The organism is Kocuria sp. (assembly GCF_030538595.1).
Taxonomy (GTDB): Bacteria; Actinomycetota; Actinomycetes; order Actinomycetales; family Micrococcaceae; genus Kocuria.
Map to the genome: position 1 here is coordinate 118,720 of NZ_JAUNTS010000008.1, position 12,806 is coordinate 131,525.

12 protein-coding genes and 2 tRNA genes are annotated in these 12,806 nt (G+C 61.1%); 5 read left to right on the top strand and 9 right to left on the bottom strand.

From position 1 onward, the window contains the following. Positions 1 to 482: 482 nt before the first annotated feature. Positions 483 to 1,157 (top strand): M23 family metallopeptidase, encoded by a 675-nt coding sequence (locus Q4G32_RS08550; protein WP_368660380.1) that lies wholly within the window; start codon positions 483 to 485, stop codon positions 1,155 to 1,157. Positions 1,158 to 1,376: 219 nt separating this feature from the next. Beyond that, a complete protein-coding gene (locus Q4G32_RS08555; RefSeq protein ID WP_303350684.1) occupies positions 1,377 to 1,625 on the top strand; it encodes a hypothetical protein in 249 nt (82 codons plus the stop codon). Positions 1,626 to 1,999: 374 nt separating this feature from the next. On the opposite strand, the gene Q4G32_RS08560 is transcribed toward Q4G32_RS08555, so the two are convergent. Further along, positions 2,000 to 2,413 carry a hypothetical protein gene (locus Q4G32_RS08560; protein WP_303350685.1) on the bottom strand — a complete coding sequence of 138 codons (414 nt, stop codon included), beginning with the start codon at positions 2,411 to 2,413 and terminating at the stop codon, positions 2,000 to 2,002. Positions 2,414 to 2,570: 157 nt separating this feature from the next. On the opposite strand from Q4G32_RS08560, the gene Q4G32_RS08565 reads away from it, so the two are divergent. Together Q4G32_RS08565 and Q4G32_RS08570 are read left to right on the top strand one after the other, a co-directional pair. After that, positions 2,571 to 2,840 (top strand): hypothetical protein, encoded by a 270-nt coding sequence (locus tag Q4G32_RS08565; RefSeq protein ID WP_303350686.1) that lies wholly within the window; start codon positions 2,571 to 2,573, stop codon positions 2,838 to 2,840. Next, on the top strand, positions 2,837 to 3,175 hold the full coding sequence (locus tag Q4G32_RS08570) for a ribbon-helix-helix protein, CopG family (protein ID WP_303350687.1): 339 nt from the start codon (positions 2,837 to 2,839) through the stop codon (positions 3,173 to 3,175). Before Q4G32_RS08565 ends, Q4G32_RS08570 begins: the two co-directional genes overlap by 4 nt. A gap of 112 nt (positions 3,176 to 3,287) precedes the next feature. Here the strand turns inward: Q4G32_RS08570 and Q4G32_RS08575 are convergent. The 4 genes from Q4G32_RS08575 to Q4G32_RS08590 form a co-directional block, all read right to left on the bottom strand. Continuing rightward, positions 3,288 to 3,361 (bottom strand) — tRNA-Ile (locus Q4G32_RS08575). 50 nt (positions 3,362 to 3,411) lie between these two features. Beyond that, positions 3,412 to 4,749: a glycosyltransferase gene (locus Q4G32_RS08580; RefSeq protein ID WP_368660381.1), complete on the bottom strand. Its 1,338-nt coding sequence runs from the start codon at positions 4,747 to 4,749 to the stop codon at positions 3,412 to 3,414. Between the two features lie 6 nt (positions 4,750 to 4,755). Then, a complete protein-coding gene (locus tag Q4G32_RS08585) occupies positions 4,756 to 5,709 on the bottom strand; it encodes a DMT family transporter (RefSeq protein WP_303350688.1) in 954 nt (317 codons plus the stop codon). A 168-nt stretch (positions 5,710 to 5,877) separates the two neighbouring features. Further along, positions 5,878 to 6,729, bottom strand: coding sequence for a phage holin family protein (locus Q4G32_RS08590; RefSeq protein ID WP_303350689.1), 852 nt, complete (start codon positions 6,727 to 6,729; stop codon positions 5,878 to 5,880). Between the two features lie 421 nt (positions 6,730 to 7,150). Between Q4G32_RS08590 and Q4G32_RS08600 the strand changes: the two genes are divergently transcribed. Continuing rightward, positions 7,151 to 8,731 (top strand): transglycosylase family protein, encoded by a 1,581-nt coding sequence (locus tag Q4G32_RS08600; protein ID WP_441327480.1) that lies wholly within the window; start codon positions 7,151 to 7,153, stop codon positions 8,729 to 8,731. 252 nt (positions 8,732 to 8,983) lie between these two features. Here Q4G32_RS08600 and Q4G32_RS08605 read toward each other — a convergent pair. The 4 genes from Q4G32_RS08605 to dnaG all read right to left on the bottom strand — a co-directional run bounded on the left by Q4G32_RS08605 (position 8,984) and on the right by dnaG (position 12,790). Further along, positions 8,984 to 9,056: transfer RNA gene (locus Q4G32_RS08605), tRNA-Asn, on the bottom strand. Positions 9,057 to 9,227: 171 nt separating this feature from the next. Then, positions 9,228 to 9,863: a TetR-like C-terminal domain-containing protein gene (locus tag Q4G32_RS08610; RefSeq protein WP_303350690.1), complete on the bottom strand. Its 636-nt coding sequence runs from the start codon at positions 9,861 to 9,863 to the stop codon at positions 9,228 to 9,230. A gap of 173 nt (positions 9,864 to 10,036) precedes the next feature. Then, entirely contained in the window at positions 10,037 to 10,780 is a 744-nt protein-coding gene (locus Q4G32_RS08615) for an SDR family oxidoreductase (protein WP_303350691.1), read from the bottom strand. A gap of 123 nt (positions 10,781 to 10,903) precedes the next feature. Beyond that, positions 10,904 to 12,790, bottom strand: a complete 1,887-nt coding sequence (gene dnaG, locus Q4G32_RS08620; RefSeq protein WP_303350692.1) for a DNA primase — start codon at positions 12,788 to 12,790, stop codon at positions 10,904 to 10,906. Positions 12,791 to 12,806 lie beyond the last annotated feature (16 nt).

The window sequence follows — 12,806 nt, forward strand, 5'->3', positions numbered from 1 at the left end:
TTGTGGAGGGCGGGACCGTGGCGTGTGGGCCGCGCGTCCGCGCTCCTCCGGTTTCAGCCGGTGGTTTGACGGACAGCACGACGACGACGTGCGCGAAGTCAGCATCTGGCCTGAAGTCCCGTCCTGCTCGCGGGTTCCCAACCCCTGAGAAGTCTCTACCGGTAGATGAGATCTTTCGGCAGGTGACATCTCTTGGGTGAAAAACGCGGGCACAACAAGACACACAGTTCAGACACTGCGGCGTCCAACTGTACTACAGATCGGCCTGCACTGGATGACTGGATTGTCTGCCTGAGCCCGGAAGAAGTGCGGCCAGCTGCCCCCGCTGCATTGGGCACGTGGTCTGCCGCTGAGCCAGGCAAGTACCACGTCACGCGGCACCACCTCCACAGGCGGTTTTTTGTGCCGAGGTGCGGGGGTAAATATCCACACATCACAACCAGCCCTGGTGACCCTGCCAAGCCGTGGGCCACGGTGAGGGCATGAAAACCACATCACGTTTTGTGCGCGACTGGATGGCCCTCAGTCTTGTGCCGGTGCTGCTCGTTGTTGCCGCAGGACTACTGGCTGTGACGGCACCCCCATCCAGCTGGTTGGCCCAACCTGCCACGGCGGCGCCACCACCGAATACTCCTGCGTCCCTGACCACGGCCAGTGGTTCCGTGGAATCAGCGCTGCTGGCTGTGCCACCGCGAGCACCTGCACGCAGCGGCCAGGAGGCCGCACTGGCCAAGCATAGGGGCCAGTGGGAATCCCCCACTGGCGGTGCACCCAGAGTGGCCAAGGACTTCCAGCCACCAGCCAAGCGATGGCTCTCCGGCCACCGCGGCGTTGACCTGACGGTGGCTTGGGATGGGCGTGTCTACGCACCGGCAGATGGCACGGTCTCCCACGTGGGCACGGTGGTGGACCGCAACACCATCACGATTGATCACGGAGACGGTCTGCGCTCCAGCTTTGAACCGGTGGACAGCGACTTGAAACGTGGAGAACGTGTCCGCAAGGGTCAGCTGATTGGCATTCTGGAAAACGGCAATCACTGCATGTTCTCCATTCGAGCCTGCGTACATTGGGGTGTTCGGCTGGGCGATGATTACGTGAATCCGTTGCAGTTCATCGGGGCCTTTTTGCCCTCGGTCTTGCTGCCAGTTCCCTAGCGCGGCCACCGGTCAGACTGACCGGAAGCCACCGTTGCGGGACCCACCCGGCGCCGCTCGAACACAAGGTGGTTATCCACGTCTCAACAATCCTTGACGTGCAAGTCAGAGCGCGTCTAGTCTGCGAAACATGACTCGACATAGAGTTATCCTCGCCAAGAAGAACCTCATAAAAAAGCTGCAATTCCCCAGCCTGACGCTCATTGTTGGGTGACGATCATGCCTATCACCTACAAGTATTGGCTCGCCATCATCATCAGTGGCGTTCTTCTCTTGAGCGGCATTGGAGGGATGATTTTGATGTTCTTCCAGCCGTGGGCATCGTGTGAGTACGGAGACGTCCCAGCCGAGTGCGCCCTGTCACCCACCGCCGCCATGGTCCAAGCTATCTTTGCTCTCACGGCACTAGCTGGCTGCGTGGCGCTGCTGATCACCAATTGGAAACTCAGTCAGGTGAAGACTCGCTGACGGGGGCTGCGGCAGGGCGAGTGACCTGAAATCACCCCGGGCAAGTCCGCGTCCGGTGCGCTACATCAGCAAGTCTTGCCCATCAACACGCGTCTCCCAAAACTCGAACTGCACGTGTATGTACGGTTCAACAACGTGTTGCACCTCCTCGGACAAGGCAAGTCCCTCCGTCAACGCCTGTTGCCTTCGAGAAATCGACGGCCACCCACGTTGCTCGTCGTAGTCCGTGGCGAACGACTGTGACCACGCTCGAACTCTCGCCGTGAGCTCTGGCCCCAGAGATAACTCGTCTTCCGCCAGCGGGCCTTCCGGGCCGAAAAACGGCCAAGGGCAACCGTAGTCATTGAACATACGAACAGTTCCCTGACCCGTCATCAGCAACCACCCCCTGGAATCGACGTAATGACTCGGCGATTGTTCGTCGAGATCACCACACGGGGGTAGAAGGTCTTAAACACCTGGCCACGGGTGTTGCGAACTTGGATGGGTGTTGTGTAGCAAAACTTCCCGCCACCTTGATTCGCATACTTTGACGGTGCGGCCAGCGATTGCCTTGTTGCGAAGTCCATAAAGTCGTCCCAGTTGCCCCTCATCGGCGACATGCGGTTCGTCCAATCAACCTGGTGTCGTGCTCGTATATGCCGGTACCCATGGCTTGCTGGAGCGCCGCACTGCAATGTAATCCTCCCACCAGAAAAACTGTCACGTTTCGCAGCCTGGTAGGTGGTCACCACGTAGTTTTCCCGCTTCAGAGTGTTGCAGTTCAGCGAGCTGGTGAAGATCGTCACGGCTCTGGACCTCAGTCTCAGTGAGCTCTTGGGACCGAGCATCCTCCAGGCGCAGCAAAACCCCGCGATGAACTTGTCACCACGGGGCTGAGGTAGGGCAGTGGGGCTTGAACCCACAACCAAAGGATTATGCGACTATCTGTAGTACACTTTTTGCATGGCACTTGAGTTTGCCTCGACCGTTGACCGACACGGCATTCCGCGCGCCGACACGTTGCACGCGATGCTCAACGCCGAAGCATCAGCGGAGGTGGAAGGCCGCCCAGGTGAAACCACCATGGTCTACGTCGGGCACCCGCATCCACAAACGGATCGGTGGCTTGAGGTCATCGCGGCGCACCGCCCACCTCGCACCATCACAGTTTTCCACTCCATGCCACTGACAGATCAGTACCGATATCTCCTCCAGGAAGGGAAATCGTCATGAGCCAGACCGATTACGACGACCTGGCCGACCAGGCCGAGCGCGGACAACTTTCAACCAAGCCTGGCACTATCCGCCGCGGCTCGGCTGCTGCAGCCGAGGCACGAAAAGCCCTTCTGGAAGCCGCTGATGCAGCCACCATTGAAGAACTGTCAGCAATACCCTTGGGCCGACCCACGCTCCGGAGCACCAAACCCGGCCCCTCGCCGATTCTTCAAGTCCGCGTCCCCCAGGACCTCAAGGACCGTGTCGCGGCCATAGCTCAGCGCGAGCACCGCAACGAATCAGAGATCGTCCGTGAAGCTCTCGCAAACTGGGTAACGCGCAAAGGCGCCTAACTACCCCGATACGCTGCGGAGTTCAACATCTCGCTTGGTGAGCTCCTGGGACCCAGCATCCTCCAGGCACGGCAAAGCCTCCGCGGTGACCTTGTCACCACGGGGACTGAAGTAGGGCGAGTGGGGCTTGAACCCACGACCAAAGGATTATGAGTCCTCTGCTCTGACCAGCTGAGCTATCGCCCCTTGGACGTCGTTGTCGGCAGCTCACGTGGCACCGACAACGACGGCGGCCCCTAGCCTATCGGAGTCTGCGGGTCATCCAGCATCGGCCAGTTGGCCAGAAGCCTCGCTGGGTCTGCTCCGCGGTACATACGCTCAAAGGCTTCCACCGTGGCGCCGAAGCTGTGCTGTTCCACCAGTTTCCGGCTGGCCTCCCCCATGGAGCGGCGTTGCTCCACGGTTAGATTCAGAAAATCCAAGAGCTTTTCCGCAACCACGGCGTCGTCGCCCGGCGGGAAGAGCCACCCGTTGACGCCTGATTGAACCAAGTGCGGCAATGCACGCGCGTTGGCCAGCAGAACTGGCCGGGAAGCGGCCATCGCTTCCAAAGTCACCAATGACTGCAACTCTGCGGTGCCCGGTTGGGAAAAAATCTCTGCACCGAGGTAGGCCAGGCGCAGGTCGGCGTCGGAGAGAAACCCACGGAAGTTCACTCGCTCAGCAACGTCCAAGGACTGCGCCAGTTCGGCAAGTTTGTTGTACTCCCCGCCTTGTCCCACAATTTCCAGGACCGCATCCGTTTGATTCTTGATGCGAGACAACGCCCTGATCAGCACGTCAACATTTTTCTCCGGATCCAAGCGTCCCACAAAGAGGATGGTGGGGTGCTCGTGCGGCGGCAGCTGCTCCCCTGGTCGCACCTGATAATTCTGCGCATCAATTCCGTTGGACAGCGCGTACACCGGGTACGTGAAGCCGTTGGCTTTCATAGAGTCAACGGCCAACGGGGTGGGTGCGGTGACCACATCACAGTGGCTGAACACCCGGGCCATGTCTCGCCAGGAGATTTTGCGGTACATCCGCCGAATGATCCCCGGCAGGGGCAGGTGCTGTTCAATATTCTCTGGAATGAAGTGGTTGGTACCGATCAAACGGATACCGCGCCGGGCAGCCTCACGGGCGAACAGCCGTCCCAGAATGTAGTGGCATTCAACATGCACCACATCCGGGCGTACATCATCCAAGATTCGTTTGATCTCGCCGCTGACTTCCCAGGGCAAACACAGGTTGAACGTGGTGTAGGTGAAGGCTGTGTGCGAACGCAGACGGTGCTCCGTGACCCTCCCATCCATACGTCTGATGGACCGCCCCCGGCTGGGACGCGGTGCGGCCACGTGCACTCTGTGCCCACGATGAGCCATGGCCTGAGCCAGACGTCGGGAAAACTGCGAGGATCCATTGATGTCCGGCGGATAGGTTTCAGCAACCACCAAAACGGTCAACGCTCCTTGGGGCGGAACCGGCACCGCATCAAGGTCCTCAGCGGGAAGGCGGTAGTCATCCCTGATGTGTCCACGCGGATCTGGGGTGAGCTGACTGCCTACGGGATGGCCGGTACGGGGGGTCGGCACAGAGATTCAATCCTCCTGTTGTTGAGTGGGCCGGGTTTTCACGGCCCCGGGCACAATACCCAGTTCACCTGTTTTTGGGGCCCGCGCGGCGGCCAGTTTGGCCAAAACTTCCGGGTGATGCCTGGACAGGAGGCGAACCCCGGACACAGAAACGCCGCCGCTGGCTGCCAGGGCCAGCGCTGACACTGGACCAAAGTTGGCGCCGGCCTCTCCCAGCACGCTCAGACCGAGGATCACACCCACCATGGGGTCCACCACGGTCAGTCCAGCCATGACCAGCTCGGGCGGCCCGGCAGCGTAGGCACTTTGCACCAACCAACCGCCCAGCGCCGCAGCCACAATCAGTCCGATGAGATTGTCGTACTCAATGTTCTGCCACCAGGCTCCCGTGCCCGTCCGCAGCTGCACCGAAATTACTTTGACTTGGACCGCAACGAATCCATAAAGCGTTCCGGCAGCGAACAGGTAAAAGAGGGCTCGATGCTGGTCCCTGAGCACCAGCATCCCGATCAACACCAGGACAATGACGCCGGCCAGTAGGTATGTCACGACGTCGGAGGCTCGGTCGGCAATGGCCACGGCGGGATCAGTGACCCTGACTGCCGTCAGCACAAAAACTGTGGCTCCACCCACACACAGGGCAATGGCCCGCCATGTTGGAGCGTTGATGGGGATTCCCACATGCCGGGAATGCAACACCGTGGTGATGACCAACCCCAGCACACCAATGGGCTGCACCACCGTGACCGGAGCCAAACTCAGGGCAGCTACGTTGAAAACCGTACCGAACCCCAAGAGACCCAGGCCCACTGTCCAGCGCGGAGAGCGCAAGATGTGGAGGAACTGGTGCAGGGACAGTTTTCCGTCACTACGGCTGACCACTGCCACAGACTGCAGATGGGTCCCGCATGCAAGCCCCACAGCCGAGAGCACTGCCAGGCCCACAGCGATCCAAAGCATGCAATATCCTCTCGGAGCAATGTGGTCCTGCGGGGCTTCGTGGCGCCAGAAGCGCCTCCTGACTTGTTAGGCCAACAGTGGCAATGCTAAGGGAGAGTCACCGATATTTGCCGCAACATCAAAAATCCCCGGGAGTCTGCCAGACTCCCGGGGATTTCCGGTGGATGATCAGCGCGATCGACGAACCAGTTTGATCAGGAAAACCAGAAAGGCCGTTCCAGCAGCTGCGGCCACTGCCAGGGGCCCTACGCGCTCGCCCAACTGTTCTGCTGAAGAAGCCGCCTTGAAACTGGCACCTGAAACTTTGCTTCGAGTGCGGTCCACAAATCCGACGGCGGAGTTCTGAACGTGATTCTTGCGAGCCTCGGCGTCGTCGCGCAGTTCCTTGAGTTTCTCGCGGCGCACGCTGAGACGCTGACGCAATTGTGCCTCGGTGGGAGCTGGCGGCTGATGTGAAGACTGGGCTTTCTTCTCCTTCTTCTCCTGAGCCTTGCGCTCCGTGGCCTCCGCCTCCTCCCTACGCACACGAGCTTCGGTGTAGGCGGAACCCTCTTTGACCACACCGAGGTCGTATTTCAAACCACGGATGGCGCGGACGGGATTCAAGGGCATGGCGCTCTTGATCATGAGCGCACCCACAGCAGCCAAAACAATGAGCACCAGCAAGAAGAAAGCTGCCACGATCAGAGCCGACAGCCAGAACGGCATGACCTGAGCCAGACCGGCCACTGCGGCCACCACCAGAGCAATCGTGGCCAGCAGCAGGAACACCAGCCCCACCACCACAAAGGCGACGCCCTTGCCAACCTTGATGCCCTTGTCTTTGAGTTCCAGTTTGGCCAGAGCCAATTCGTCCTGGATTTGGCGCGGCAGCAGCTTGCTGAACACCTTGACAACGTCCGGCAGCGACGCCGCACCGGCCTGGGATGAGCGCTGCGTGGCGGTGCCCGCTGCAAGGTTGGCTCGCTCCGAACCGCCGCTGTGGGCCGAGTTCGCTTGCGAATCCACGGACGTGGACATTACTGCCTCCGTAAAATTCTAGATCAGCAGCAACCTGATGGTTACTTTGTTCTCAGCCACCAAAGTATCACCGGGCTGATGAAAATGTTGCTTGGCCCAGACACCTGTAGGCCCACCAACTCCACTGTGGGGACGAAAAAGATCACCTCCCGCTACCGCTTGACCACCCCACGTGAGAGGCATCACAGCACAAAGTTCATGATTCCGCAGACACCGTGTTGCATCTTTGGTGACAAGTCCTTTAACGTTGCACCGTTATGGAACCGTGATAGTCCCTCCCCCTTTCCGGTTCCCGCGCTTCCCCACGGATCATTTTCCGCACACTTTTGCTGCCCGCGGCCTCTTTGGCCTGGCCGGGACCGGTTGTGCGCGCACCAAAGTGGTCCTTTGACTCATGTCTCCCACCAGGAAGCAAACACGGATGAAGAACCCCCGTTTTCTCAGTGCTGCCGTCACCGTGGCTGTTGGCGGCGGCACCCTCGCTGCCGTAGGCGCCACCCCTGCCAACGCAGCTCCGGAGTCCGACTGGGACGCCCTGGCCCAGTGCGAATCCAGCGGCAACTGGTCCATCAACACCGGTAATGGTTTTTACGGTGGCCTGCAGTTCACCCTCTCCACCTGGCAAGCCTTTGGCGGCACAGGCATGCCGCAGGATGCCACCCGCGAGCAGCAGATCGCCGTCGCTGAAAATGTTCTGGCCGGCCAGGGATGGGGCGCATGGCCCGCCTGCTCCAGCGCGCTGGGACTCAACAGCGCCGCCCAGCCTGTGGCCAACCCCATGGGTGTCAGCACTTTGCAGACTCCGGTGGAAACTCAATCCACCACCACGGAGACCCCTTGGTCAGCCCCCGCTGCCGAGCCCGCCGCTCCAGCACAACCGAACGTCACCTATCCGGGTTTGACCACTCTGTCTGTGGATGTCAACACGGGAGCCATCCAGTTCCCAGATGTTGATGCTGCGCACTACGCCAAAGACGACATTGATTGGGCCTCTTCCAACGGCGTCGTGATCGGTTACGGCAATGGCAACTTTGGTCCGGACGACTCACTCAACCGTGCCTGGTACATGCTCATGCTCTACCGCATGGCCGGTGAGCCCCCGGTGGATGAGACCTTGGCAAGCCGGACTTACACGGATGTTGCGGCCAATCACCCCCAGGCAGCTGCCATCTCCTGGGCCACCGAACGTGGCCTGGTGGCTGGTTGGGAAGATGGCACGTTCCGCCCGTCAGCAGCCGTTGACTCCACTGCACTGGGAACTGTGCTCTGGCGTGCTGCGGGCTCCCCCGTTCACCAGGGCCCTTCAGTCTCTCCCTACACAGATGTGGCTCCGTGGACCCCGGGGTACGACCAGATTGATTGGCTGAACTCGGTAGGCGTTCTGCCCTCCTATGACGGCAACTTGGGCGTGGGTGATGGCATCACCCGCGCGGAGGCCACCAGCGTGCTGCGGTCCTCCGTGGGTGCCGGAATCCTGCACAACAACGGGGATCAGGCCAGCGATGTGACCACCGTGGCCGAGACTGAGCCCACTTACACCGAACCCGCTCCCGTTGAGCAGGGCATCCAGACCTCCGAGCAGGCGCAGCAGCAGGAAGCTGCCCTGGGCAACACGGGAGCCACCCCGGTTGATGTCCAGACGGTGGTTGACGGTAACGCCACCACCTCCGGCGCAGCCCTCGTGGAAACTGCCATGCAGGGTTTGGGTGGCAACTACGTGTGGGGCGGAACCGAGTTCAAGAACTGGGATTGCTCAGGCTTCACCCAGTGGGTCTATGCCCAGCACGGCATCCAGATTCCCCGAGTGACCTGGGATCAGTTTGCCGCCGGCACCCCCACCTCCAACCCACAGCCGGGCGATCTGGTCTCCCAGAACAACGGCTCCCACGTTGGCATCTACCTGGGCGATGGTCTGATGATCTCCGCACTGAACCCGCAGCAGGGCACTATGATCCACTCCGTGGACGCCATGCAGGTGGATGGTTTCTACACCTACCTGTAAGCTCCGGGAAACCGTGGCTGATGGCCTGATAATCCCTGAGCCTCGGTTGCCAACGGATTCAATCCCCCCGTACCTGGAGTGAGTCTTGCCGCCGCGCAGATCGCTTCGGAATGAGTCAAGCCCCGGCGTGTCACCGCGCCGGGGCTTGACGTTCATCAGCGGCGCCACAGTGCTTGACCCGAAACCGTGGCTGGTGTTCAACAACCAAAAAGACCTTGACCAGGCTTGTGCCTGGTCAAGGTCTTTTGTTCGCTCCCCCGACTGGGCTCGAACCAGTGACACTTCGATTAACAGTCGAATGCTCTGCCAACTGAGCTACGGGGGAATGTGCTCACATACGCGTGCAACGAGAGAAAATCATACCCGCCGGACCTGCAACACACAATTCGACGACGAGACTCACCCAAGATGCCCACGTGGAGTGCTTCCTTGACTCGTCTCAAACTGGCCCAGGCCGCTGCACGGGGCCCGGCCGAAAGCACAGCGCGCCACCCGTTCAGTTTCCCGGAGTGAGAATGCCGTCCAGCAGGTTGTCCAGCAGGGCTTGGATGAACTCAGCCGTGATGGGTTCGTCGGGGATCAGCAGGCGGTGGTAGACGGCACCCCAGAGCTGATCGACGACGACCTGGGGGGCGACTTCGGCACGAAGTTGCCCGGATGCTTGGGCGCGCTGCATGCGCACGACGGCGAGGCGGCGTCGTGCAGCTGAGTAGAGCGTGCGGTAGGCGACGGCCAGCTCGGCGTCGGTCTGCGCTGCTCCGATGAGCTCAGCCAGGAGCCGACCGGCCGGTGTCTCACTGACAAGTCGTCCAAAAGCGTGCAGCTGAGTGGTGAGGTCCGCGCGGATGTTGCCGGTGTCGGGGAAGGCAAGAGTGGATTCGACGGCGTGGAAGTAACCGTCGAGAGCGAGCGCCCCACGAGAGGGCCACCACTTGTAGATCGTGGTCTTGCTGACCCCGGAGAGACGGGCGACACGCTCTATGGTGAAATCCGTGAGCCCTTCGGCAAGCAGCAAGTCTCCGACCGTGTGCAGCACGTCGGCGCGGACTTCCTCGGCTGGGCGGCGACCTCGACCACGGCGTCGCGGTGCCTGTGGTGAGGTTTCGATCGCGGGATCGGGAGTGCTGGCCAACGGCGGGAGCTCCTGTCAACTGAGGCAGTCTGGGTTGAGCACTCCGCTTAGCTGATGACGAGACGGGCCATCAGGCCGTCGCGGAGTTCGACGCGCATCGGGCCAAGGAGTCTGCGTGGATGGTCCGGGTGAACGGGAATCCCCGTAGTGGCCCCGCGGTCGCGGATGCGGCCTTATGCGAGGCCGCCATTGGCGAAAATGACCTGGCCGTTGATCCAACGGGCGGGGCCGGCCAGGAAGGCGACAGTCTCCGCGATGTCCTCGGGCTGGCCAAGACGCTCCAGCGGGGCAGCTTTCGAGAGGTTTTCGATGGTGGCCTCGTCCTTGCCTTTGAGAAACAGCGGTGTGGCGGTGGGGCCGGGGGCGACGGCGTTGACGGTGATGTCATTGCCGCGCAGCTCACGGGCGAGGATCAAGGTCATCCCCTCGACGGCGGCCTTGGAAGCGACGTATGCGCCGTAGGTCGGGAAGGAGGTCCTGGTGACGGTGGTCGACATGTTGATGATCGCGCCGCCGGGCCGCAGCGTGGTGGCCGCAAGCTGGGAGACCACAAAAGTCCCACGGATGTTGATGCGGTGCATCCGGTCGAGGTCAGCCAGGTTCAGGTCCGCGATCGGCGACAGGAGCATGATCCCAGCTGTGTTCACAACCACATCGAGGCCGCCAAATGCTGTGATGGTCGCGTCGAAGACGGCCTTCATCGCCTCTTCGTCAGCCACGTCACCAGCCAGGGCGATGGCCTGACCGCCCTTGCTCTGGATCTCGGCGACGATCGCATCGGCCTTGGCTGCGTTACTGGAATAGTGAACCGCCACCGCGAACCCATCTGCGGCAAGCCTCTGGACCACGGCCTTGCCGATGCCACCGGAGCCCCCGGTCACCAGTGCAACTCGACCTGTGCTGGATGTGTTGTTCATGGTTGGTGTCCTCTCCGTGAACCGTCGCCTTAATGGACGACTCGTTCACAATAACGCGTAATGGACGAACCGTCCATATCTCACGTTGACTCAGTTCAGGTGAGGCACCACGAACGAGTGGACTCAACCCACTTGCAGCTTGCGCCGCTGCACTTCCAAATCCATCAGTTGCCGACTGATGGACTGGAACTGTTCGGGATCGGTACGCGAATCCGTACGTTCCAATTGCGCCCGCAGGTCCGCTTGCCGGCGGTGAATCTGACGGTCGAACAGGTGTGCAATCACACCGGAGGCGTAGCGCTGCAACTGGACTTCATGGGATGCAGGTAAAGCCCGCATGGACAGTCCGGCCACGTAGCCACGCAGTTGCTCGGGAACGGCGGCGGTGAGAGCTTCCACCCACGCTCGGCCCTGTTCAACGTCCCCGGCACCGGCTCCGGAATACACCGCGCACACGGCATCGTGAATGGCAGTGTGTGCCGGGTGCGCGCATTCCACGGCCGTGAATTGCTCCCACTCAACATCACCCAGCAGATGCGGGGCCTGGACCACCACCTCCAATGCTTCACGCTCGGTGCGCAACATGGGATCACGCGGATTCGGGAGCTGGAACCTAGGCGCGGGTTCTGCCTGCTCCTGGACGGGAGGCTCAAAACGGGGTTCGTAAGTACGGCTTCCCGAACGCGGAGCTCGGGCCGCAATTTCCACCGCATTGACGACGTCGGGAACCTCCAGTCCCAGCCACCCGGCCAGTTGCCGCGCATAGGCCGGGCGCAATGTCACGTCCCTGATCTGGGCCACGATGGGTGCCGTGGCGCGCAGGGCTTGGACTTTGCCCTCCAGTGTTCCCAAGTCAAAGCGCTTCATGGTGGCCTGAATGGCGAACTTGAACAGCGGCTGCTTGGCCTCCAACAGCCCCCGCACTGCTGCATCACCGCGCGCCAGGCGTAATTCGCAGGGGTCCATGCCGCTCGGTTCAACTGCCACAAAAGTCTGGGCCATGAACTTCTGGTCCTCTTCAAAGGCACGCAATGCGGCTTTCTGTCCGGCAGCATCGCCGTCGAAGGTGAAAACCACCTCTCCGCCGGAACCGTCGTCCGAAAGGAAACGCCGCACAATCTTGATGTGCTCCGCACCAAATGCCGTCCCACATGTGGCCACGGCCGTTGGGACACCTGCCAGGTGCATGGACATCACATCCGTGTAGCCCTCCACCACAACCACCTGACGCTGCTTGGCAATCTGGCGTTTTGCTTTTTCGATCCCGTAGAGCACCTGGGATTTCTTGTAGAGCTGCGTTTCGGGAGTGTTGAGATACTTGGGGCCCTGGTCATCGTCAAAGAGTTTGCGTGCCCCAAAGCCAATGACTTCTCCGCCGATTCCACGGATGGGGAAGATCAAACGCCCACGGAAACGGTCGTAGAGACCCCGGTTCCCGGCCGAGAACATGCCGGTGGCTTCCAGTTCGTCGTCGTTGTAACCGCGGGTGCGCAAGTGTTTCAGCAGGTGATCCCAGCCCTGCGGTGCATACCCCACGCCATATTCCTGAGCGTCCTGCGGGGTGAAGCCGCGTTCGCCCAGGTACTTTTGCGCCTCCAGCGCTGCGCGAGTGCGCAATTGCGCCTGGAAGAACTCGGCGGCCACTTTGTGGGCGTCCAACAGTCTTTGACGCCGCCCTATCTGCTCCCGGTCTGGTCCGCTGCCTTGCTCGTAGCGCAGTTCGTAGCCAATCCGTGCAGCCAAGCGTTCCACTGTCTCCGTGAAAGTGGTGTGCTCCAAGGCCATCAGAAACGCAATGACGTCCCCTGATTCATCGCAGCCAAAGCAGTGGTAGGTGCCGTACTGCGGCCGGACGTGAAACGACGGCGTTCGCTCGTCATGGAATGGGCACAACCCCTTGAAGGAGCCGATACCTGCGGGCTTCAAGGTCACGTAGCCATCAACGATTTCACGGATGTCAGTGCGCGAACGCACCTCATCTATGTCTTCACGTCGAATCAGCCCAGCCACAGCACATGAGTCTAAG

What these genes read in the sequence shown, in the direction of transcription:
- Q4G32_RS08550 (WP_368660380.1), top strand. Translation starts at nt 483, where the DNA reads ATGAAAACCACATCACGTTTTGTGCGCGACTGGATGGCCCTCAGTCTT.
- Q4G32_RS08555 (WP_303350684.1), top strand. Translation starts at nt 1,377, where the DNA reads ATGCCTATCACCTACAAGTATTGGCTCGCCATCATCATCAGTGGCGTT.
- Q4G32_RS08565 (WP_303350686.1), top strand. Translation starts at nt 2,571, where the DNA reads ATGGCACTTGAGTTTGCCTCGACCGTTGACCGACACGGCATTCCGCGC.
- Q4G32_RS08570 (WP_303350687.1), top strand. Translation starts at nt 2,837, where the DNA reads ATGAGCCAGACCGATTACGACGACCTGGCCGACCAGGCCGAGCGCGGA.
- Q4G32_RS08585 (WP_303350688.1), bottom strand. Translation starts at nt 5,709, where the DNA reads ATGCTTTGGATCGCTGTGGGCCTGGCAGTGCTCTCGGCTGTGGGGCTT.
- Q4G32_RS08590 (WP_303350689.1), bottom strand. Translation starts at nt 6,729, where the DNA reads ATGTCCACGTCCGTGGATTCGCAAGCGAACTCGGCCCACAGCGGCGGT.
- Q4G32_RS08600 (WP_441327480.1), top strand. Translation starts at nt 7,151, where the DNA reads ATGAAGAACCCCCGTTTTCTCAGTGCTGCCGTCACCGTGGCTGTTGGC.
- Q4G32_RS08615 (WP_303350691.1), bottom strand. Translation starts at nt 10,780, where the DNA reads ATGAACAACACATCCAGCACAGGTCGAGTTGCACTGGTGACCGGGGGC.